A 21,715-nucleotide genomic window follows, 5' to 3' on the forward strand; every position below is an offset into this window, starting at 1 on the left:
TGCTCAGGATTCCCGAAGTTTGAAACGCTGCAGCTTGCCGGTCTCGGTGCGCGGCAGCTTGTCGGTGAAGCGCACGGCGCGCGGATACTTGTAGGGCGCGATGTGCTGCTTGGCGAAGACCTGCAGTTCGCGCACCAGTTCGGGCGAAGGATCGACGCCCGGCTTCAGCACCACATGGGCTTCGACGATCTGGCCGCGCTCCTCGTCGGCGCGGCCGACCACCCCGCATTCCGCCACCGCGGGATGGCGCAGCAGCACGTCCTCGACCTCGGCGCCGGCGATGTTGTAGCCGGCCGAGATGATCATGTCGTCGGTGCGCGCGCGGTAGTAGAAGTAGCCGTCGGCATCCATCTCGTAGGCGTCGCCGGTCAGGTTCCAGCCGTTCAGCACGTACTTGCGCTGGCGCTCGTCCGCCAGGTAGCGGCAGCCGGTCGGTCCCTTGACGGCCAGCCGCCCGACCACGCCCGGCCCGGCCGGCCGGCCATCGGCATCGAGGATGCAGGCACGATAGCCCGGCACCGGCTTGCCGGTGGCGCCGGGACGGATGTCGTCGCCGCTGGCGGAGATGAAGATGTGCAGGATCTCGGTGGCGCCGATGCCGTCGATCATGTCGATGCCGGTGGCGCTCTTCCAGGCGTCGCGGGTGGCCAGCGGCAGCGCCTCGCCGGCGGACACGCATTTGCGCAGCGAGGACAGGTCGAACTTCGGCACCAGCGGCGTCATCTGGCGGTAGAAGGTCGGCGCCGTGAAGCAGATGGTGGCGCGGTGGCGTTCGATCGCCGCCAGCAGGCCTTCCGGCGTGAGCTTCTCGAGCAGCACCGCGGCCGCGCCAACGCGCAGCGGGAACAGCAGCAGGCCGCCCAGGCCGAAGGTGAAGGCCAGCGGCGGCGTGCCGATGAAGACGTCGTCCGCGCCGGAGCGCAGGACATGGGGCGGGAAGCAGTCGCAGATGGCCAGCACGTCGCGGTGGAAGTGCATCGTGCCCTTCGGTACGCCGGTGGTGCCGGAGGTGAAGCTGATCAGGCAGACGTCGTCGGCCGCAGTGTCGACCGCCGCGAACGGCGCCGCGTGCCGCGCCATGCGCGCCTCCAGCCCTTCCGGATGGTCCGGATCGTCGAAGTAGACGGTGGGCGGATGGGCCGCCACCTGTTCCAGCTCGCCGGCCAGCGCCCGCGCGCACAGCACCGCATTCACCTGCGCCTTGTCGAGGATGACACCCAGCTCTTTCGCGCGCAGCAGCGGCATGGTCGGCACCGCCACCAGGCCGGCCTTCAGCACGGCGAGGACGGCCGCCGCCATCGACGGACAGTTCGCGCCGCGCAGCAGCACGCGGTTGCCGGGCACCAGGCCCATGTCGGCGCGCAGCACGTGGGCGATGCGGTCGACCTGGCGCTGCAGGCCGGCATAGGTCCAGGCATGATGCTCGCCCTGGATGGCGCGCCGTTCGCCGCGCCCTTCCGCCACATGGCGGTCCAGCAGTTCGGCCACGCAGTTCAGGCGCGCCGGGTATTGGAGTTCGGGGAGATCGAATACGAGTTCCGGCCACTCGCCGACCGGCGGGAGATGATCCCGCGCGAAGGTGTCGACATGGGCCGAGAGGTGTGCTTCTGCTGCGGAAGGGCTTGCCAATGAGCTTGTCATGAAGCGGCTCCGGAGAAAGTATCGGACGGTGGGTACCGGGAGATACTTTAAGCCTAAAGCAATTTCGGGGCAAGCAAAATTGTATTTTTACAAAACGAAGCGGCGTATGATCGGCAGGGTCGTTCCCATACATCGAAAGGACAGTCCATGACCCTGAAAGACGAGATTCAGGCTGCACAAGACCGCCTCGCCGAAGCCATCGCCGCGCGCGACGCCGGCCGCGCAGCATCCCTCTACACCGAGGACGCCCATTTCATCCCGCAAGGCGCGCCCGCCTGCACCGGCCGCGAAGCGATCGCCGCCTTCTTCGACGGCACCCTCGCCAACGGCATCGTTGGCGCCCGCTTCACCACCGAAGATGTCGACGGCGACGATGCCGGCGCGATCGAGGTCGGACGCTACGCCCTCTATGCGGCGGCGCCGGACGGCGAGCGCGTGCTCGCCGCCGAAGGGCGCTACCTGGTCGCCTGGCGCAAGATCGACGGCGCCTGGCGCCTGCACCGCGACATGTTCAACTCCCGGTAGCCGCGGCGCAGGCGGGGCTCAGAACTTCATCTCCAGGGTGGCCCGCACGCTGCGGTGCACCGGATTCAAGGTGCGGCTGGTCTGGGTGCCCACGCCCGGCGTCGTATAGCTGCTCTGGCTGATGGTGTCCTGGGCCAGCAGGTTGGCGGTCGCCACGCGCAGCTGCAGCTTCGGATTGAACTTCCACAGCGCATACAGGTCGAGATCGCGGCGCACCGACTGGTAGCTGATCTGGTTGCCCGAGATGCGCACGAAGCCGCCGTTCTTGAAGACATAGCTGCCGCCCAGGGTCAGCGGGCCGGTCTTGTAATCGGCGCCGAGAGTCGCGGACAGCGGGGTCTGGCCGTCCAGGCGGTTGTCCGGGCCCGGCACCGAGTCCACCGTCGACCAGTTGCGCGACAGGCTGGCGCGCAGGTCGAGGTTGGTCTTGGTCTCCATCACGGCCTTCAGCGGGAACTTGGCTTCCAGTTCCACGCCGTAGGTACGCGCATTGCCGTTGTTGGTCGGGGTCGAGACCCAGCGCGCGCCGTCGAACACGACCATGTTGCGGGTGTAGTCGCTGATGCGGCGGCTCGACACGCTGGCCGACAGCAGCGCGCCCTCGGCCCAGTAGTGCTCGTAGGAGGCGTCGATGCCCAGCGCCAGTTCGGGCTTGAGGTTCGGGTTGCCGATCGTATCCGGTTCGGTCTGGCTGTTGTTCACCGAGGTGAAGCGGTGCGGGATGATCTGCTGCTGGCCCGGCGCCTTGTAGGTGCGGGTCACGGCCAGGCGCACCTGGTCGCCCTTGGTGCCCGGCAGCTTGTACAAGGTCTGCGCCACCGGGCTCAGGACCGAGGAGCGGTTCTTTATTTGCGCGTAGGTGTTGCCCTCGGTCGATGTGCGGATGCCCTCCCAGCGCGCGCCCAGGTACACCGACCAGGCCGGGGTCACGTTCCACTCGTCCTGGCCGTACACCGCCAGGCGCGAGACGGTCGACTCGTAGAGTTCGTCGCCGCCCGGCAGCGGGACGTTCGGCGCGGCGGCATCGCGCTCGCGGCGGGCGTCGTCGCCGCCCTGCCAGCCGCCGTCCCAGCCGAAGGCCAGCGCGTGGCCTTCGAAGCGGCTGCTCGTATACTTGCCCGTCGAGGTCAGGCCGCGCACGACGACGTCCGACTTGATGAAGGCGCGCAGCGGTGCGGCCTGCGCATTGCCGCTGCCGAAGCGGTACATCGCATTGTCGGCGCCGACGTACAGGCCGCTCAGCTTGGCGTCCAGCTTGGCGCCGGATTCGAACTTGTGCACCCAGTTCAGCTCCTGGCGGAACACGTGGTTGTGGTTGGTCATCCGCTGCTCGAGCCGCGGGTAAGCCGGCAGCGGTCCCATCAGGGTGTCGACGCTGCCCATTTCGGCCTGCATGAAGTTTGCCCAGTTGGCAAAAGTTTGCGCGGTCAGCGTGTCGCCATTCTCGAAGGTGTAGTTGACGCGTGGCGTCAGGTTGACCACGCTGATGCGGGCATCCTGCGGGGTCTCGCTCTGGCGCACGCCGGTGATGGCGTTGGCGGCATTGACGAAGGTTTCGATGGTTTCCGGATCGTTGGTGAAGCGGTTCTGGAAGCCGTTTGCCGCGAACGAGTAGGACAGCTTGCCGAGCTTGTCGGACAGCTGCAGGTTCAGGGTCGGGCTGTTCATGGCGGCGCCGTGGCCGTAGCCCACCTTCAGCTCGCGCTGGGCCGCCTTGACCGCCTTCTTCAGCACGATATTGATGGTGCCGGCGATCGACTGGGTCGAGAACTCGGCGCTGGCGGCGCGCAGCACTTCGATGCGTTCGATCACGTCCGGCGACAGCGAGCTGATGTCGAAGCCTTGCGGGGCCCGCTCGCCGTTGATCAGGACCTGGGTATAGCCGCTGCCGAGGCCGCGCATGCGGATCTCGCCGCCGCGGCCGCTGCTGCTGATGGTCACGCCGGGCACGCGCTTGAGCACGTCGAGCACATTGGTATCGCCGTATTTGACGATCTCTTCATTGTTGACGACGATCTTGCTGGCGGTATCGTCGCGGCGCGGATCGTAGGACGCGGCGGCGCCCTTCACTTCGACCTGCTGGATCGTCTTGCCCTCGGCGGCGGGCGTGGTCTCCTTCGAGACCGGTGCCTGCTGGGCAAAGGCGGGATTGGCCAAGGCGGCCGCGACGGCGGCGGCACCGAGGCTCAGGCGGAAAGGGAAACGATGGGCTGGCATGTCGATCTGTTCAATCTGGTCAATTTGAAATGGACCGCCATTGTCCACCAGCTCTCCCGATTATTGTTGCCAATGCGTAAATATTTTTGATATGTATGCATCAATTTCATATGCATGCATATTGAAATTGATGTCAAAATGCAACTTGGCCCAGAGGGCAGGCTGCCCGTTATAATCTTCATCTTTCATTCGAGGTTTTTTACTGTGTCCGATCGCCTTAAAGTCCTGCCGCAATACCTGCTGCCCAAGCAGCGCCTGACGACCTTCGCCGGCCGCGTCGCCGGGGCGAAGGGCGGCTCGATCACGACCCGGCTGATCCGCTGGTTCGTCGGCAAGTACGGCGTCAACATGGACGAAGCCGAGAATCCGGACATCGGCAGCTACACCAGCTTCAACGATTTCTTCACCCGCCCGCTGAAGGCCGGCGCGCGCCCGCTGGCGGACGCCGCCTTCGTCTGCCCGGTCGACGGCGCCATCAGCCAGTTCGGCGCCATCGACGACCACCACATCCTGCAAGCCAAGGGCCACCGGTTCACCACCACCGAACTGGTCGGCGGCGACGCCGAACTGGCCAGGCAGTTCCAGCACGGCAGCTTCGCCAACCTGTATCTGTCGCCGAAGGATTACCACCGCCTGCACATGCCCTGCGACGGCCGCCTGACCCGCATGATCTACGTGCCGGGCGCGCTGTTCTCGGTGAACCCGACCACCGCGCGCGGCGTGCCCAACCTGTTCGCCCGCAACGAGCGCGTGGTCTGCGTGTTCGAATCGGCGGAGTACGGTCCCTTCGTGATGGTGCTGGTCGGCGCCACCATCGTCGGCAGCATGGCGACCGTGTGGCACGGCGTGGTGAACCCGAAGCGCCCGCAGAAGATCAGCGAATGGTCTTACCTCGACCAGGACATCGTCCTCAAGAAGGGCGAGGAAATGGGCCGCTTCCTGCTCGGCTCCACCGTCGTCATGCTGTTCAAGGCCAACACCATTCACTTCAATCCGGCGTGGGCGCCGGAGCGCTCGGTGCGCCTGGGCGAGATGATGGGCGAGTTCACGGGCGCTGCCTGAGGCCGGGATGCTCGAAGCCGCGCAGGGATGTGAACTGGCCGGCGACGAAATCGATGAACAGCTTCGTCCGCAGGGGCTGGTACAGGCGTGACGGATACAGCAGGTAAAGTTCCTGGCAACCCGCGCTCCATTCCGGCAGCACGCGCACCAGTTTCCCGCTATCCAGCAGGTCGGCGATCAGCCACTCCGGGCAGACCCCGAGCCCGCCGCCGAGCAGCAGCGCCTCGCGTATCGCCAGCGCGTTATTCACACGGAACCGGCTCGTGACGCCCACCCTGAGTTGTTCTTCCTCCCGGAACAGCTCCAGGGTATTGCCGGGTGTCCAGGCAAAACGTACGACATCGTGTTCCGCCAGTTCGGCCGGCGCGGTGGGCCTTCCCCGCCGCTCCAGGTAGGCGGGCGAGGCCGCCAGAAAGCGCGGGACCGTGGCCAGGTGCCGCCCGATGGCGCCGGGCGGCAGCGGGCCGCCAAGCCGGAACGCGATGTCGATCCCTTCCTCGACCAGGTCGGCGAAGCGGTCGCTCAGGATGAGTTCGACGTCGATCGCCGGCTGCTCGGCCATGAACTGCTGCACCATCGCATTGATGCGGTATTGGCCCAGACCAACCGGCGCATTGATGCGCAAGAAGCCCGCAGCCTGTCCCGTCATTCCCTGGATGTCCCCGACCGCCGTGTCGAACTGCTCCACGATGGACTTGGCCTCCCGGTAGAAGCGCTGGCCCTGCTCGGTTGGCGACAAGCCGCGCGTGCCGCGCTCGATCAGGCGGACCTTCAGCTGCCCTTCCAGGTGGGCCAGCGTCTTGCTGACGGTTGGCTGGGTCGAGTTCAATTCGCGGGCCGCGGCGGACAGGCTTCCCAGTTCGAGCGTGCGGATGAAGACGCGCATCGCGCGCAGTGTGTCCATGTTTATTCATTCCAATTTGGAATAAGCGGTCTTCCATCCTACCAGCTTCCAGCATTGTTTGGCATGGCCTATCGTTGTGCTTCCTGACAAACGGAGTATTCGATGAAAGCAAAATTGGGAGTGATGGCGACGCTGGTCCTGGCGATGGCCGCGACGGACGCAAGCGCCGGCAGGGAGGCCGCCGGGGACGCCCGCTGGATGACGTCGTGGTATGCGGCGCCGCAGCCGGCCTGGGATGAGGGATTCATCTTGCCGATGAACGTACCGCGGCTGCTGAACGACCAGTCGGTGCGCGAGACCGTCCGCCTGAGCGCCGGCGGGAAGCGGATCCGGCTGGTGTTCTCGAACCGCTACGGCCGGCAGCCGGTCCGGATCGGCGCGGTCCGGGCCGGGCCTGCCGACGGCAGCGTGCCGGCGCTTGCCCTGAGCTTTTCGGGCGCGGGCGAAGCGACGATCCCGCCGGGCGCGGTCATCACAAGCGATCCGGTGGCGCTGGCGATGCCGCCGCTGTCGCGGCTGACTGTGAGCATCTATCTTCCCTCCCCCACCCCGATTACGGGTTTTCACTGGGGAGCCCAGCAGACCGCCCAGCTCGCCGCCGGCAACGCGGTGGCGGCGCCCCGCTTCCCGGGAGCTACCCGGATCGAAGGTCGCCTGTTTTTCCATGCCGTGCTGGTCGAGGCCTCGCGCGAGGCGCATACCGTCGTCGTCCTCGGCGATTCGATTAGCGATGGCAATGGATCGACACAAGACGCGGACCGCCGCTGGCCGGACATGCTTGCGCAACGCCTTGCGCCGGATGGCATCGCCGTCGCCAACGCCGGGATTTCGGGCGGCAGGCTGCTGAGGGACGGGATGGGCCAAAGCGCCCTGGCCCGCTTCGAACACGACGTTCTTGCCCAGCCCGGCGTGGCGGAAGTCATCGTCCTGCTCGGCACCAACGATATCGGTTGGCCTGGCGGGCCGTTCGCGCCGGCCGAGCGCGCCGTCACCGTCGACGAGCTCGCCAACGGCTACCGTCAACTGCTCGCCGCGGCCCATGCCAGGGGCGTGCGGGTGACGGCAGGCACCGTGCCACCGTTCGAGGGCGCGCTCGAAGGCACGCCGTTTGCCGGACACGACAGCCCGGAAAAAGAGCGCTTGCGCAAGGCGCTGAACCGCTGGATCCTCGGCTGCGGCCTGTTCGACGCCGTGGTCGATTTCGATGCGGTCCTGCGCGACCCGGACCGCCCCCAGCGCCTGCGCAAAGAGTTCGATTCGGGCGACCATCTGCACCCCGGCGACGCCGGCTATCGCGCGATGGCGGCGGCGATCGACGTCGCCGCGATCAAGGAGCACCTGCGATGAGCGCCCTCCTGTTCGATCCAATCCGCCTCGGCGGCCTGTCCCTGCCAAACCGCATCGTGATGCCGCCCATGACGCGCGCCAGGGCCGGCGCTGGCGGCGTCCCCACCCCCCTCATGACGCAGTATTATCGCCAGCGCGCCTCGGCGGGCCTGATCATCACGGAGGGCACGCAGATCAGTCCGCAGGGTCAGGGCTATGCGTGGACACCCGGCATTCACAGCCGCGCGCAGGTGCAAGGCTGGAAGGAGGTGACGAAGGCCGTGCACGAGGCGGGCGGGCGCATTTTCGCCCAGCTATGGCACGTCGGCAGGCTCTCCCACGTCGCGCTGCAACCGGACGGTGCGGCCCCGGTCGCGCCGTCCGCGCTGGTGGCCGACGGGGTCGAGGTGTTCATCGATCCGCATGGACTGGGGGCGGCGGCTGGAAGCGGGAAAAAGGTGCAGCATTCCCCGCCGCGCGCCCTGGAGACGGAGGATGTGGGCCAGATCGTCCGGCAGTTCGCGGCCGCGTCCGAACGTGCGCTGGAGGCGGGCTTCGATGGCGTCGAGCTGCACGCGGCCAACGGCTACCTGATCAACCAGTTCCTCGACTCGGGCAGCAACCTGCGCGCCGACCGCTACGGCGGCTCGCTGGCGAATCGGCTTCGCTTCCTGGAAGAGGTCACGCAGGCAGTCGCCGCCGTCGCCGGGGCGAGCCGCGTGGGCGTGCGCCTTTCGCCGCTGACGACGGCGCAGGGCACGGTGGACGCCACGCCGCAGGCAAGCTATGTCGCGGCGGCCCGTCTGCTGGATCGACTGGGAGTCGGCTATATCCACATCGCGGAGGCGGACTGGGACGATGCGCCCGCGATGGCGCCCGGATTCAAGGAAGCGCTGCGGCTGGTCTACTCGGGAGCGATGATCTACTCGGGGCACTACGACCGGGAGCGGGCCGAAGAGGCGATAGCGAGGGGCTGGGCGGACCTGCTCGGGTTCGGACGCCCGTTCATCGCCAATCCCGACCTGCCGCGGCGCCTGCGAACCGGCGCGCCCCTGAATGCCGCCGATCCGGACCACTACTTCGGAGGCGGCGCGCGGGGCTACGTCGATTACCCGTCTCTGCCGTGCGAATGAAGACCGAGGCCGGGATCCTTGTGCGGGATCAGAAGATCAGGGCCGCTTCAACTGGCCGATGACGCTCGCCACCTTGGTGGTAATGACATCGACCGCCGGGCCGTTGGCGCCGTGGGGCAGGATGACGTCGGCGTGGCGCTTGGTCGGCTCGATGAACTGCTTGTGCATCGGGCGTACCGTTTCCAGGTACTGGTTGACGATACTCTCGACCGTACGACCGCGTTCGACGATATCCCTTTGCATGCGGCGGATGAAGCGGACGTCGGGCGCGGTGTCGACAAAGATCTTCAGCGACATCATCTTGCGCAGGTCCGCGTCGTAGAGCGCGAACAGGCCTTCGATCACGATGACCGGAGCCGGCTTGACCGGAATCGTCTTGTTCGAGCGGTTGTCGATCGTGAAGTCGTATTCCGGCATCTCGATCGTTTCGCCATTGCGCAGGGCCTGGACGTGCTCTACCAACAGCGGCCAGTCGAAGGCCTGGGGATGGTCGTAATTCTGCTTGCGGCGGACTTCGGGGGTGAGATCGGACTGGTCGCGGTAGTAATCGTCCTGCATCACGACCGACACCATGTCGGCGCCGAAGGAAGCCAGCACCTGCTGGGTCACCGTCGACTTGCCGCTGCCGCTGCCGCCAGCGACACCAATGACAAACGGAGGGGTAGAAATCTGATTCATCCCCGAATGATACCGGAGCGGCGGCCGAACCGACAGGGCCGCCTGACGCTTCCTAGGCGGCCCGGCTCTCCATCTGCAGCCGCGCGCGCGCGCAGCAGGCGTCTTCCAGCATGTCGAGAAAGGCCCGCGTCTTGGCCGGCATCAGGCGCCGTCCGGGAAAGACGGCCCAGCCGGTAGCCGCCGGGAATTCCCATTCCGGCAACACCCGCACCAGCTCGCCCTTCTGCAGATAGGGCTGGACGAACAGGGTCGAGCTGGCCGCGATGCCGGCGCCGCCGGCGGCGATGCGTGCCAGCAGTTCCGGCGAATTTGCCGTCAGCCGCGCCTGCACCGCGCGTTCCCAGCGCACCTTGCCGCGCTCCAGCACCCAGGGCGTGGCGCCGCCGTTGCGGCTCAGGATGCACAGCAGGTCGTGCTTGGCCAGGTCGTCCGGGTGCTCGGGCAGGCCGTGCTGGGCGGTGTAGGAAGGCGCGGCGTACAGGCCGAAGCGTTCCAGCGAGACGCGGCGCGCGTTCAAGGTGGAATCCTCGGGCAGGTCGCCCATGCGGATCGCGATGTCGAAGTTCTCGGCCACCAGGTCGACCCGGCGCGGCGACAGGTCCAGTTCCAGCGATACCGCCGGATAGCGGGCGGTGAAACGCGCGATCAGGTCGGTCAGGTACAGGTTCGCGAAATCGCCCGGCATCGAAATCCTCAGCTTGCCGCTGGGCTCGGCCTGGCGGTGCTGGGCCAGGGCGCCGGCCGCCTCCACCTCCTCGGCGACCTTGCGCGCGTGCTCGAGCAGGCTTTCGCCGAACTCGGTCAACACCAGGCGGCGCGTGGTGCGCTGCAGGAGGCGCTCGCCCAGGCTGGCTTCGAGCAGGGCGATGCGCCGCGATACCGTCGATTTCGGCAGGTCCAGGCGCTGCGCCGCCATGCTGAAACTGCCGGCTTCGACGATGCGGGCGAACAGCAGCATATCGTTGGCTTCGATGTCCATGATTGTTCCACTGGCTGAATAATGTTATCCATTCTAACGCCTTCCGCACGATAGATGGAACCGTTAAAGTGTCTACATCGAAACACCAACCGACACAACGAAGGAAACGACAATGAACATCCTGCAGATCAATTCCAGCCTCCGCGGCGCCAATTCCGAATCGAACCGTGTGGCCGGCAGCATCGTCGCCAAGCTGAGCGCCGCCAACCCGGGCGCCACCATCATCGTGCGCGACCTCGGTGCGAAATCCCACCCGGTGCTGGACGAAGCCGCACTGGGCGCCCTGTTCACCCCGGCCGACCAGCGTACCCCCGAGCAGGCCGCCCGCGTGGCCCAGGACGACGCCCTGATCGCCGAAGTGCAGGCCGCCGACGTGGTCGTGATCGGCGCTCCGATGTACAACTTCGGCATGCCGATCCAGCTGAAGGCCTGGTTCGATGCGATCGCCCGCGCCGGCGTCACCTTCCGCTACACCGAAGCCGGTCCGGAAGGCCTGCTGAAGAACAAGAAGGTGTTCGTGGCCACCGCCCGCGGCGGCATCTATCCGGAAGACGCGGATCCGCAAGTGCCGCACATCCGCATGCTGCTGAACTTCCTGGGCATGACCGACTCGACCTTCGTGTACTCGAACGGCCAGTCGATGGGCCCGGATGCAGCGAGCAAGGGCCAGGCCGAGGCCGACGCCGTGGTCGCCGCCATCGCCTGAATCGCCCCTGGGCGCGGCCTTCGGGCCGCAGTATTCAATTAACAGGAGATCGAAATGGAACAGCAAGTTGAAGTCACCGTTGCCGACGAACGCGTCGAAAAAAGCCGCCGCATCGAGCGCGTGCTCGGCGGCCAGTTCGTGATGGATGGCGCCGGCGTCAAGATCAACCGCGTCCTGACCCAGCCGCTGCAGCGCCGTCTCGATCCCTTCCTGATGCTGGATGCCTTCGGCAGCGACAAGGCGGGCGACTACATCGCCGGCTTCCCCGAGCACCCGCACCGGGGCTTCGAGACCGTCACCTATATGCTGGCCGGCCGCATGCGCCACCGCGACAGCGCCGGCAACGAGGGCCTGGTCAGCGATGGCGGCGTGCAATGGATGACCGCCGGCCGCGGCGTGGCCCACTCCGAGATGCCGGAGCAGAACGAAGGCTTGATGGAAGGCTTCCAGCTGTGGCTGAACCTGCCCGCCAAGGACAAGATGTGCGAGCCCTGGTACCGCGACATCCCGACCGAGGAAGTGCCGCGCTTCACCCTGCCCTCCGGCGCGGAGGTGCAGGTGATCGCCGGCAGCTCGCATGGCGTCGATGGCGCCGTGCAGCGCGAGGCGACCCAGCCGCTCTACCTCGACATCCACCTGCCGGCGGGCGTGGCGTTCGAGCAGCCGCTGGCGGCCGGGCACAACGCCTTCTTCTACGTCTACCGCGGTGAAGTCGTGGTCGACGGCAAGGCAGTGCCGCAGGCGCGCATGGCCATCCTCGACAATGCCCAGGGCGCCGACGGCGTGAAGATCAAGGCCGACACCGACAGCCGCCTGATCCTGATCGCCGGCCGTCCGCTGAACGAGCCGATCGCGCAGTACGGCCCGTTCGTGATGAACACGAATGCCGAGGTGTTCCAGGCGGTAGAGGATTTCCGCGCCGGCCGCTTCGCCTGATCGATAGTCGGCAGTTCGGATACACTACCGGCATGCCGCTGATAGAAGTCATAAGTTCTCTGCTCGGGCGCGCCAGCCGCGCGCTCGGGCTGGAGACCATCGATACCTTCCCGCCGGGCCATCGCTACGCCGATACCCGCTGGGACAAGGCCTATTTCGACATCCCTTCCGACTACAAGCCGGAGCGGATCGAGCAGGCCATGGCCGACGCCATCATCAACACGCCCAGCGTGTTCGTCTACATAGAACACCCGACGCCGCGCATGCAGCGCGCCCTGCTGGGCGTGATCCACGCCCGCCTGCGCCGCGCAAGCACCCCGCCCAACGACCTGCTTGCGATGCTGATCGCCGCCTACGCCAGCCCGCGCACCCAGGAGGCGGTGCCGGGCCTGCGCGCGGCGATCGCCGGCACCGACGGCTACGATCCCTCGATGCGGGTCGCCCACCTGGCGGCCTGGCTGGCCGACATGCCGGCCGCCTTCGACGTCATCGACGCGCAATGACGCACAATGACGCTCAATACGCCTCAATGCGGCGACGGTGACTTGAGCACCTCGTCGACGGTCGGCGTGGCATTCATCTTCATCGAGTACAGGTAGTCGGCAGGCAGGTCGCCGACCGTTCTCTTCTCGCCGGGCAGCAGCTTGAATGGCGGCACCACCTCGGTATAGCTGCAGGTGCGCTCCTTGGTGCGCTCGTCGAGCATCTTGTCCTGGCAGAGCGACTTCAGGATCAGATAATGGCACACGCCGATATTGCCGGCGCCGCAGCCGAAGGTGGTCGTGGAGACACCCAGCCGCGTCACGATCACATAGGGCTGGGGAGGCGCCGCAAGGACGCCGGCGCCGGCGCACATCACGGAAGCCAGCAGGGTGGAATGGATAAGTTTCTTCATCACCCCCAAGCTTATCAGACTGATATCGCGCAAAAATGCGCGCTTTGTCACCGCACGGCGGCTGCCAGCGAGGATCCTCGGCTATTGCCTGGCACATAGCGCTCGCGCAGGCGCATGAAGGGTGTCTCGACCAGCCGGAACAGCAGCCAGCCTGCCAGTACCGAGGCGGCGAGCGCCAGCACGACTGTCAGCGGGTGTCCGGGGCCATAGCCGGCCTCTTCAAGGGGCTGGGCGGACAGCACGCTCACCTGCTTGTGAACCAGGTAGACCGCATAGGACCACAGCGCCAGGCTCGACGCCCCCGGGACGCGGATGCGGTGCAGCGGCGAATCCGGGGCCAGCGCCGCCACGATCAGCAGCGCGCAACCCAGCGCCAGCAGCGGAAAGCCGAACACGGTGGTCCACAGGCCGTAATGGTCGGCCAGGAAGCAGCGCAGCGCCAATGCGCAGGCAGCGATCCCGGCCGCCAGCAGCAGCCTGCCCTGCCCCATCAGGCGCGCCCAGATCCCGCCATGGAAGTTCTTCAGCAGGGCCAGCGCCACCCCGGCCAGCAGCTCGTCGAGGCGGCAGAAGCTCGAGTAATAAATGTGCTTGTAATAGAAGTGCAGCCAATGTCCGTCATCCTGTCCGTGCAGCCAGGTGCCGGCGCGGACCGCCATTCCCGCCGCGACGGCCAGCGCGAACGCTGCCCATACCCGCCGCAGCCTGCTGCCGCCCGGCCCGTCCTCGCGCCCGCCGAGGGCGGCGGCCAGCAGCGCGCAGACCGGCAGCAGCAGGTAGAACTGTTCCTCGATGCACAGCGACCAGGCGTGAGAGAAGGCGGTGCCCGGTTCCAGGCCGATGTTCTGGGTAAAGCTGAGGTACTTCCACAGCGGCAGCATCGGGGCGTCGCCGCGGAAGGCCGGCCACAGCGCATACAGCGCCAGCACGGCGTAGAAATTCGGCAGCGTACGCAGCAGCCGGCGCGCGTAGAAGCGCCCCAGGCTCAGGCCGCCCGCGCTACGCTGGGCCTGGAAGATCTGGTTCCCGATCAGGTAGCCGGACAGGGCGAAGAAGAGGTCGACGCCGACCCAGCCGATCTCGCCCACCCAGCCGAAGGTGCCGGTACCGCTGACGAACAGTACGTAGTGATGCAGCACCACCAGCGTGACGGCGAGCGCGCGCAGGGTGTCGAGGCCATGGATGCGGGCGGAGACGCGGCTCATGTGGAGGATCGTCGACGAAAACGTCGGATGATGCCACGCGGCGCTCCCGGATGCCAGGGATTCCCGATAAAATGGCCGGACCGATATTTCCTTGGATCAAAAGCATGACCTCCGCCGCAAGCCAGCTGCATTTCAAATCCGTCAACTACACGGGTCAGGGCCCCGGTCCGCGCGTCATCATCATGGGCGCGACCCACGGCAACGAGACCTGCGGCACCCAGGCCATCCAGCGCGTGATGGCGGAGCTCGACGCCGGCAAGCTGCACATCGTCAACGGGAGCGTGACCTTCGTCCCCATCGTCAATCCGCTTGCCTACGCCAAGAACACCCGTTCCGGCGACCGCAACCTGAACCGCGACCTGTCGCCGAAAGAGCACCCGCAGGACTTCGAAGACCGCGTCGCTAACTGGCTGTGCCCGCTGCTGGCCCGGCACGACGTGCTGCTCGACCTGCACTCCTTCAACGCCGCCCATGGCGAGCCCTTCGTGATGGTCGGCCCGCTGGACAACGACGGCCCGCTCGAACCCTTCCGCCACATGCGCGAAGAGCGCGCGCTGGCGCGCCGCCTGGGCGTGCGCCGCTTCGTGACCGGCTGGATGGCGGCCTATGGCGGCGGCGTGCAGCGACGTTCGCGCAGGTCGAGCTCTAACGTCGGTGCGGCCGAACTGGAAACCGTGCTGCGCTACGGCATGGGTACCACCGAATACATGCGCAGCACCGGCGGCTATGCCCTGACCCTGGAATGCGGCCAGCACCTCGACCCGCAGGCGCCGGAAGTGGCCTACCGCGCCATCATGAACACCCTCGCCCACCTGAAGCTGATCGAAGCCCCGGAGCCGCAGCCCATCCCCTTCGAAGAGATGGAAGCGCTGCAGATGGTCGTGGTGCACGACAAGCTCGATGCCGGCGACCGCTTCACCCGCCAGTGGGCCAGCTTCGACCCGCTGCAGGAAGGCGAACAGATCGGCGTGCGCGCCGACGGCACCCCGGTCGTGGCGGAATTCTCGGGCCGCATCCTGTTCCCGGATACGAACGCCGGCCCGAACCAGGAGTGGTACTACATGACCCGCCCGAACCCGCAATTCGGCCGCGAATGAACCTGGCGTACACCGCGCCATAGTCAACCAGGCCGGCATAAGTCGACATACATGACATAGGCCGCGACATAGCCATCCTGGGGATGTGCGAATGCGTCGGGAATCGTGCCCACTTTCATGAAACCCATTGAACGGTAGAGTGAAAGTGCGGCGCGATTGGTGGCGACGACCTGGTTGAATTGCATTGCCCGAAATCCGGAGAGCCTCACCTGTTCAAGGCAATCCTGCACGAGAATGCGGCCGAGTCCTCGGCCCCGGAATGCTTTGGCAACGATAAAAGTAGCTGTTGCAATATGCGAGCCGCGGCCCGGCATATTCGGGCCATAGCGATACATGCCAAGCAAAAACCCGTTTTGATATGCCAAAACACATCCGGCTGCGCCTAGCCATTGGCTGTCGATGAAATGCCCATCGACCTGATCCCGGAATGGAAGCGTATCGCCTTCAATAGAAACCGACCGAAGCAGCTCGAGCATGGCGCCCGCATCGGCCCGGGCCGCAGTGCGTAAAACGTGCCCGTTCATGTTGCCGCGCCGGACACAATGGCAATCCTGGGATTTGCGCTCTGCATAGTCGCTCCAGAACAGATGAATGCAGCAAGTCTAGTTTGCGTGCACGGGGCGGACAAACGAAAGCTTTTCGCTTTCAGATGAACCAAATTCATCTGATAGAATCATTGGATGAAGCGTCGACCGAATCCTCCACTCATCGCTGCGCGCAGTTTCGAAGCCGCCGCACGACATTTGAGCTTTCAGGAGGCGGCGGCGGAACTGCATGTCACCCCGACGGCGATCAGTCATCAAGTCAAGCGCCTGGAGGAATATCTGGGACTGCCCTTGTTTGTACGCCAGAACCGCGCCGTCGTGCTTACCCCTTACGGCAAGACCCTGGCAGCCCGCCTTTTCGAGCTGTTTACAGGACTTGAAGACGTACTGCAGCCGCCATCGATCGGCAACACTCAGGCATTGCGCGTTACCGCCATGCCCTCATTAGCGGCGAAATATCTGGTGCACCGCATCGCTGAATATCAGTCCACCCACCCCGGCTTAGCCCTTGAACTGAGCGACGACGATGAAGTCGTCGATTTTAAGGACGGCAAATTTGATATTGCCCTGCGATATGGTGATGGCCGGTATCCTGGTGCGATCACCCAGCACTGGATGAGTGCCGACATGATTGCGGTCTGCAGCCCTGCCTTGCAAGCTCTCGCTTCCCCGCCGCTTCACACGCCCGCAGATGTTCTACACCACACGCTGATACACGACAGTACGATCCATCTTCCCGGCAAGCCACCTGGCTGGATCGAGTGGCTGGAGACACAAGGATTGCCGATGCCGCCCAATCAGGCCAGCCTGCGTTATTCCAGCGTTTTCCTGGCGATCGAAGCGGCGCGAGCGGCGAAAGGCATTGCGCTGGCACCTGAGCCATTGGTGCGGGATGATTTGCACAATGGCGATCTGGTCGAACCATTCAAGCTGAGATTGGATAACCCATACGCTTTCTGGATTGTGTATCCGCGCCACTTGCAAAACGATGCGCGTGTATTGGGGTTTGCAAAATGGCTTCTCAACAGCCACTGAGCGTGCCGAGCCTGCCTTAGCCGCCGGCCTCGCGCATCTGCGCCCGTTCCGCCCGGATCAGGTGCAGGTTGCGCAGGTAGATCGCCACGCCCAGCCCCTGGCCGGCGATGAAGACCGGATCGCGCCGGTGCGCCGCATACGCGAGCAGCACCAGCGCGCCCAGGATGCTCAGGAACCAGAAGGACACAGGAATCACGCTGCGGCGCCGCCGTTCGCTGACGAACCACTGGATTACGAAGCGCCCCATGAACAAAGCCTGGCCGCCGAAGCCGACCAGCAGCCACCAGCCATCCTCACCCATCGACTTCCTCCTCCTCGATCTGCCGCCGCCGCGCGGTGCGGCGCCCGCCCAGGCGCCCTGCCGACCACGGCCACATCCGCAGCAGTTCCCAGCCGCCCCACAACAGGCAGACCAGCCCGATGAGGCGCTGGGCCGGCAGCACCGCCGGAATGCCGACATGCCGGCTCACCAGCAGGCTCGCCGCTACGCCCAGCAGCACCAGACCGGCCACCAGGCCGCCCACGCCGGCAGTGGGCCAGGCCCAGCGGCCGGAAAGCCTGAGGCCGAGCCAGGCGCCCAGCCAGCCGCCGAGCATGCCCCACAGGATGTCGACCGGCCAATGCACGCCCGCCATGATGCGCGACAGGCTGACCAGGCTGGCGAGCAGCAGGAGCAGCATGCGCCGCAGCGGGCTCCCCGCCACGCCCATGCTCCAGATGCCGGCCATGGCGAAGGCCGCCGCCGCATGCCCGGACGGGAAGGACACCCGCCGGTAGGCCGGTCCCGCCTGGAAGAACTGGTCCGGCGCCAGCACCGACAATGGGCGAGGCATGTCGACGAACTGCTTGGTCACCTGGGTCCAGAGCGCCGCGAACACCGCCGCCGCAAGCGCCGCCCAGAAGCAGTGCGGGACGCGCCGGATGCAGGGCAGCACCAGCGCCAGCGCCACCGCGCCGTCGCCCAGCATGGTCAGGTGCAGCCAGAACAGGGGACCGAGGGCCTGGCCGGCATGGTTCAGCGCCAGGAAGGCGGCGCGGTTGGCGCCGCTGGCGAGCACCAGCACCAGCAGCGCCAGCCCGATGGCGGGCGGCAGCCATACCCAGGGAGAACGGAAGGCGGGAACCATGTGCCTCATCCAGGCATGCGGGCCAGCACGATGCCGCCCTTGCGATACAGCAGCCGCACCGGGCCGAGGGCAGCCAGGGCGTCGCTGCGGGTCAGGATCACCTGGCCGGGCCTCGGCAGCGGCGGCGCCGCCGGCGTGACGGCGCCGCGGTAGACCGAAAAGCTCGGCATATCGATGCGCCAGCTGTGCACCTCCCAGCCGGCGCGCCGGGCCAGCAGGGCCGCTTCCTTCAGCGGACCCTGCTGCAACTCGGCCGCCGCCGGCAGCAGCAGACAGGCCAGGGCCAGCGAGCACAGCAGTCCGGCCAGGGCCAGGCGCCGCCACAGCGAGGCGCCGCGCCACAACGCCAGCCCGAGCACGGCCGCCAGCAGCGCCAGCGCGCCGAGTCGCCAGCCCGCGCCGAACACCTCGGTCCGGCCCAGCGCCTCGCGCACATAGGGGTTGCGGATGCCGGGGGGCAGGCCCTCCAGCAAGACCGGCAGGGCCGCCACCAGCCCGAGGAAGAGCAGCGGCGGCGTAAAGGCCAGCACATGCGAGCGCAGCGTGCCGCGCTCTCGCGCCATCAGGATGAACAGCGGGGTCGCACCATACAGCAGGTAGTGCGGCAGCTTGGTGCCGGCCAGCGAAAAGAACACGAAGACGAACAGGAACCAGCACCACAGGAAGGTGTCGAGCGGCGTCGCGCGCGGATGCCGCAGCTTGCGCAGTCCGGGCAAGCTGCGCAGGAACAGCCCGGTATACGGCAGCAGCAGCACCAGGATCGCCGGCAGGTAATACAAAGGCCCGCCGCCATGCCCCTGCAGCGGCGAAAGGAAACGCTCGACGTTGTGGCGCATGAAGAAGCCGGCCAGGAAAGCATCCCCGCGGCTTACGTATTCGAGCAGGTACCAGGGCAAGGCGACCGCCAGCAGGATGGCCCAGCCGGCGGGGTCGCGCACCGCCCGCCCCCAGTCGGCCATTCTTCCCAGCAGCGAGAAGGCCAGCAGGCTGGCGGCGCCCGGCACCAGCAGCGCCACCGGCCCCTTGGTCAGCAGGCCGAGGCCGATCCACAGGAAGGCGCGCCGTCGCCACAAGGGCCGCGGGTCCCCGGCGTAGCGGACGATGTCGAACATGCTCAGCGCCAGGAAGAGGTTGAGCAGCGCATCGGCGGTCGCCCCGCGCCCGATCACGCCGACACCGGCCGTGCCGGCGGCAATGAAGGCCGCGGCGTAGCCGGTGTCGCGGTCGATGTGCCGGCGCGCGAAGGCGAAGACGGCCACGATCCAGGCGCTGGCGGCCAGCGCCGACGGCAGGCGCAGCGCGAACGCGTCCAGGCCCAGGACCCGCACCGACGCCGCCTGCAGCCAGTAGACGAGGATGGGCTTGTCGTAGCGCGGCTGGCCGTTCAGCCAGGTGGACACGTAGTCGCCGCGTTCGAGCATCTCACGCGTGGCTTCGCCGAAGGCGCCCTCGTCGACGTCGAACAGGGGCAAGGCGCCGAGGTTCAGGTAGAGCCCGATCAGGACCGCGCCGGCCAGCAGCAGGGGCAGCAGCCAGGGCACCGCCTCGGCCGTTGCAGCCGCCCTGCCCAGCCGGCGTCCGTCGCCTCCCATGGACCGCGGCAGGCCGGCGCCTTCCCTCAACGGACCGCCGCTCATGGCTGCGCCGCCTCGCCGGCGCGGCGCCCGTCGGCGGGGTCCGCTTCGCCCAGGCCGCCCAGGGTTTCGCGGACCAGGTAGGTGCGGGCGGCGCCGACCTCGAAATAGGTGCGCGCCAGCACTTCGGTGACGATGCCCGTGCAGACGAACTGCACCCCGATCACGACCAGCAGCACCGCCAGCAGCAGCAACGGCCGGCTGGCGATGGCCTCGCCCTCCCCCAGCTTGAGCCAGGCCAGCCAGCCCAGCGCCGCAGTGCCGGCGAAGCCGCAGGCGAGGCCGATGCGTCCGAAGAAATGGCCGGGGCTGGCGCGGAAACGCACGAAGAAATACATCGACAGCAGATCGAGCAGGACCTTGAAGGTGCGCGACAAGCCGTACTTCGATTGCCCGTGGATGCGCGGGAAGTGGCTGACCTCCTCTTCGCGGATGCGGTCGGGCGAGGTCACGGTGGCCATCCAGGTCGGGATGAAGCGGTGCATCTCGCCGTACAGCCGGATCTCGCGCAGCACCGGGGCGCGGTAGACCTTCAGGGAGCAGCCATAGTCGTGCAGGCGCACGCCGGTGACGGCCGCGATCAGGCGATTCGCCAGCATCGAGGGCAAGCGGCGCAGCCAGAAGCTGTCCTTGCGCTCGCGCCGCCAGCCGACCAGCAGGTCGAGGTCCTCGTCGAGCAGGCGCCTCACCATGCGCACGATGTCGTGCGGGTTGTTCTGCAGGTCGCCGTCCATGGTGGCGATCACGCTGCCGCCGGCGGCGTCGATGCCGGCCTGCATCGCGGCGGTCTGGCCGAAGTTGCGCCGCAGGATGACCGCCGCCATGTGGCCGGGACTGGTGGCCACGGCTTCGCGGATACGCTCGGCAGTGCGGTCGCGGCTGCCGTCGTCGACCAGGATCAGCTGCCACGGCCAGGGCGCCGCCGCCATCGCCGCCTGCACCTGGGTACTCAGCGGCAGCACATTGTCTTCCTCGTCGTGCATGGGCACGACCAGCGACAGGGAATGCGGCTCCAGCGCCGCCTCTTGCTTACGCATGGCAGGCCCCATGGTGGCGGAACCACGCGACGAAGTGCGCGATGCCGGTGCGCAGCGGCGTGGACGGCGCCCAGCCGATCGCCCGCCGCAGGTCGTGGGTGTCGGCGCAGGTGGCCGCCATGTCGGCGCCGGGCATGGGCCGCCCCAGCCGCTCGGCGCGGCGTCCGAGCGCGTCCTCGAGGGCGTCGATGAATTCCGAGAGCTGCACCGGCTGCTGGTTGCCGACGTTGTAGATGCGGAAAGGCGCATGGCTGGTGGCCGGGTGCGGATCGAGCGGATCGAAGTCCGGATCCGGCTCGGCCGGCCGCCCGCACAGGCGCAGCACCGCTTCGACCACGTCGTCGATATAGGTGAAGTCGCGCAGCATGTGGCCGCCGTTGTAGACCTCGATCGGGCGGCCGGCCGCGATGGCCTTCGCGAACAGCATCGGCGCCATGTCGGGCCGTCCCCAGGGCCCGTAGACGGTGAAGAAGCGCAGCCCGGTGGTGGGCAGGCCGTAGAGGTGGCTGTAGCTGTGGGCCAGCAGCTCGTCGCTGCGCTTGCTGGCGGCGTACACGCTGACCGGGTGGTCGACCGGGTCGTGCTCCCTGAACGGCAGGCGGCGGTTGGCGCCGTAGGTGCTGGAACTGCTGGCGTAGACCAGGTGCCCGAGACCGTGCCGGCGGCTGTACTCGAGCACGTTGGCGAAGCCCGCCACATTGTTGATCACGCATTCGTGCGGATGTTCGGAGGAATAGCGCACGCCGGTCTGGGCCGCCAGATGGATGGCCAGTTCGAAACGGTGCTCGCGGAACAGGGCGTCCAGCGCGGCACCGTCGGTGACGTCCACGCGGTAAAAGCGCAGGCCGGCGGCATCGCCCAGCGCGGCCAGGCGCCTTTCCTTCAGCCCGGGCTCGGCGCAGGGTCCGAGATGGTCGATGCCGACCACCTCATGTCCCTCGGCCAGCAGGCGGCGCGCCAGGTGCATGCCGATGAAGCCGGCCACTCCCGTCAACAGGATCATCGGTTTCCCTCCGCGGTCGGGGCGAAGCGG

General features: G+C 67.1%; 22 protein-coding genes. 9 read left to right on the forward strand and 13 right to left on the reverse strand.

What is annotated here, in order from left to right:
- Positions 1–3: 3 nt before the first annotated feature.
- Positions 4–1,641, reverse strand: a complete 1,638-nt coding sequence (locus AB4Z32_RS00625) for an AMP-binding protein (RefSeq protein ID WP_441933368.1) — start codon at positions 1,639–1,641, stop codon at positions 4–6.
- A gap of 147 nt (positions 1,642–1,788) precedes the next feature.
- On the opposite strand from AB4Z32_RS00625, the gene AB4Z32_RS00630 reads away from it, so the two are divergent.
- Positions 1,789–2,166, forward strand: a complete 378-nt coding sequence (locus tag AB4Z32_RS00630) for a YybH family protein (protein ID WP_441933369.1) — start codon at positions 1,789–1,791, stop codon at positions 2,164–2,166.
- Between the two features lie 18 nt (positions 2,167–2,184).
- On the opposite strand, the gene AB4Z32_RS00635 is transcribed toward AB4Z32_RS00630, so the two are convergent.
- Positions 2,185–4,383 carry a TonB-dependent receptor plug domain-containing protein gene (locus AB4Z32_RS00635; RefSeq protein WP_441933371.1) on the reverse strand — a complete coding sequence of 733 codons (2,199 nt, stop codon included), beginning with the start codon at positions 4,381–4,383 and terminating at the stop codon, positions 2,185–2,187.
- Between the two features lie 204 nt (positions 4,384–4,587).
- Here AB4Z32_RS00635 and asd point away from each other — a divergent pair, with 204 nt between their 5' ends.
- A complete protein-coding gene (gene asd / locus AB4Z32_RS00640; protein WP_441933373.1) occupies positions 4,588–5,445 on the forward strand; it encodes an archaetidylserine decarboxylase in 858 nt (285 codons plus the stop codon).
- Here the strand turns inward: asd and AB4Z32_RS00645 are convergent.
- The gene (locus AB4Z32_RS00645) at positions 5,429–6,349 is read right to left on the reverse strand and encodes a LysR substrate-binding domain-containing protein (protein WP_441933375.1); all 921 of its coding nucleotides are present in this window, start codon (positions 6,347–6,349) and stop codon (positions 5,429–5,431) included. The two genes, asd and AB4Z32_RS00645, sit on opposite strands and share 17 nt — an antisense overlap.
- 102 nt (positions 6,350–6,451) lie before the next feature.
- Here AB4Z32_RS00645 and AB4Z32_RS00650 point away from each other — a divergent pair, with 102 nt between their 5' ends.
- Both AB4Z32_RS00650 and AB4Z32_RS00655 read left to right on the forward strand, forming a co-directional pair.
- Entirely contained in the window at positions 6,452–7,696 is a 1,245-nt protein-coding gene (locus tag AB4Z32_RS00650; RefSeq protein WP_441933377.1) for an SGNH/GDSL hydrolase family protein, read from the forward strand.
- Positions 7,693–8,808 (forward strand): alkene reductase, encoded by a 1,116-nt coding sequence (locus AB4Z32_RS00655; protein ID WP_441933379.1) that lies wholly within the window; start codon positions 7,693–7,695, stop codon positions 8,806–8,808. Before AB4Z32_RS00650 ends, AB4Z32_RS00655 begins: the two co-directional genes overlap by 4 nt.
- Before the next feature lie 36 nt (positions 8,809–8,844).
- Here the strand turns inward: AB4Z32_RS00655 and udk are convergent, their stop codons facing one another.
- On the reverse strand, positions 8,845–9,486 hold the full coding sequence (gene udk / locus AB4Z32_RS00660; protein ID WP_441933380.1) for a uridine kinase: 642 nt from the start codon (positions 9,484–9,486) through the stop codon (positions 8,845–8,847).
- Positions 9,487–9,538: 52 nt separating this feature from the next.
- Positions 9,539–10,465 (reverse strand): LysR substrate-binding domain-containing protein, encoded by a 927-nt coding sequence (locus tag AB4Z32_RS00665; RefSeq protein ID WP_441933382.1) that lies wholly within the window; start codon positions 10,463–10,465, stop codon positions 9,539–9,541.
- Positions 10,466–10,577: 112 nt separating this feature from the next.
- Between AB4Z32_RS00665 and AB4Z32_RS00670 the strand changes: the two genes are divergently transcribed.
- Genes AB4Z32_RS00670 through AB4Z32_RS00680 form a run of 3 tightly spaced genes read left to right on the forward strand, consistent with a single transcriptional unit; the run spans position 10,578 to position 12,610 of the window.
- Positions 10,578–11,171, forward strand: coding sequence for an FMN-dependent NADH-azoreductase (locus tag AB4Z32_RS00670; RefSeq protein WP_441933384.1), 594 nt, complete (start codon positions 10,578–10,580; stop codon positions 11,169–11,171).
- Between the two features lie 54 nt (positions 11,172–11,225).
- Positions 11,226–12,107 (forward strand): pirin family protein, encoded by an 882-nt coding sequence (locus AB4Z32_RS00675; protein WP_441933386.1) that lies wholly within the window; start codon positions 11,226–11,228, stop codon positions 12,105–12,107.
- A gap of 32 nt (positions 12,108–12,139) precedes the next feature.
- Entirely contained in the window at positions 12,140–12,610 is a 471-nt protein-coding gene (locus AB4Z32_RS00680; RefSeq protein WP_441933388.1) for a hypothetical protein, read from the forward strand.
- Between the two features lie 23 nt (positions 12,611–12,633).
- Here AB4Z32_RS00680 and AB4Z32_RS00685 read toward each other — a convergent pair whose 3' ends face one another.
- Both AB4Z32_RS00685 and AB4Z32_RS00690 read right to left on the reverse strand, forming a co-directional pair.
- A complete protein-coding gene (locus AB4Z32_RS00685) occupies positions 12,634–13,002 on the reverse strand; it encodes a hypothetical protein (RefSeq protein ID WP_441933390.1) in 369 nt (122 codons plus the stop codon).
- A 47-nt stretch (positions 13,003–13,049) separates the two neighbouring features.
- Positions 13,050–14,207: an acyltransferase family protein gene (locus AB4Z32_RS00690; protein WP_441933391.1), complete on the reverse strand. Its 1,158-nt coding sequence runs from the start codon at positions 14,205–14,207 to the stop codon at positions 13,050–13,052.
- Positions 14,208–14,311: 104 nt separating this feature from the next.
- Here AB4Z32_RS00690 and AB4Z32_RS00695 point away from each other — a divergent pair, with 104 nt between their 5' ends.
- A complete protein-coding gene (locus AB4Z32_RS00695) occupies positions 14,312–15,304 on the forward strand; it encodes a succinylglutamate desuccinylase (RefSeq protein ID WP_441933393.1) in 993 nt (330 codons plus the stop codon).
- Positions 15,305–15,327: 23 nt separating this feature from the next.
- Here AB4Z32_RS00695 and AB4Z32_RS00700 read toward each other — a convergent pair whose 3' ends face one another.
- On the reverse strand, positions 15,328–15,828 hold the full coding sequence (locus AB4Z32_RS00700) for a GNAT family N-acetyltransferase (RefSeq protein ID WP_441933395.1): 501 nt from the start codon (positions 15,826–15,828) through the stop codon (positions 15,328–15,330).
- 156 nt (positions 15,829–15,984) lie between these two features.
- Here AB4Z32_RS00700 and AB4Z32_RS00705 point away from each other — a divergent pair, with 156 nt between their 5' ends.
- The gene (locus tag AB4Z32_RS00705) at positions 15,985–16,884 is read left to right on the forward strand and encodes a LysR substrate-binding domain-containing protein (RefSeq protein ID WP_441933397.1); all 900 of its coding nucleotides are present in this window, start codon (positions 15,985–15,987) and stop codon (positions 16,882–16,884) included.
- A gap of 16 nt (positions 16,885–16,900) precedes the next feature.
- Here the strand turns inward: AB4Z32_RS00705 and AB4Z32_RS00710 are convergent, their stop codons facing one another.
- Genes AB4Z32_RS00710 through AB4Z32_RS00730 form a run of 5 tightly spaced genes read right to left on the reverse strand, consistent with a single transcriptional unit; the run spans position 16,901 to position 21,685 of the window.
- Positions 16,901–17,185 (reverse strand): lipid-A-disaccharide synthase N-terminal domain-containing protein, encoded by a 285-nt coding sequence (locus tag AB4Z32_RS00710; RefSeq protein WP_441933399.1) that lies wholly within the window; start codon positions 17,183–17,185, stop codon positions 16,901–16,903.
- Positions 17,178–18,011 (reverse strand): phosphatase PAP2 family protein, encoded by an 834-nt coding sequence (locus tag AB4Z32_RS00715; RefSeq protein ID WP_441933400.1) that lies wholly within the window; start codon positions 18,009–18,011, stop codon positions 17,178–17,180. Before AB4Z32_RS00715 ends, AB4Z32_RS00710 begins: the two co-directional genes overlap by 8 nt.
- A 5-nt stretch (positions 18,012–18,016) precedes the next feature.
- The gene (locus AB4Z32_RS00720; protein WP_441933402.1) at positions 18,017–19,648 is read right to left on the reverse strand and encodes an ArnT family glycosyltransferase; all 1,632 of its coding nucleotides are present in this window, start codon (positions 19,646–19,648) and stop codon (positions 18,017–18,019) included.
- Positions 19,645–20,682, reverse strand: a complete 1,038-nt coding sequence (locus AB4Z32_RS00725; protein WP_441933404.1) for a glycosyltransferase family 2 protein — start codon at positions 20,680–20,682, stop codon at positions 19,645–19,647. Before AB4Z32_RS00725 ends, AB4Z32_RS00720 begins: the two co-directional genes overlap by 4 nt.
- Entirely contained in the window at positions 20,675–21,685 is a 1,011-nt protein-coding gene (locus AB4Z32_RS00730) for an NAD-dependent epimerase/dehydratase family protein (RefSeq protein ID WP_441933405.1), read from the reverse strand. The genes AB4Z32_RS00725 and AB4Z32_RS00730 overlap by 8 nt, the downstream gene beginning before the upstream one ends.
- Between the last annotated feature and the right edge of the window lie 30 nt (positions 21,686–21,715).

Source organism: Massilia sp. 2TAF26 (assembly GCF_052115005.1).
GTDB lineage: Bacteria > Pseudomonadota > Gammaproteobacteria > Burkholderiales > Burkholderiaceae_D > Telluria.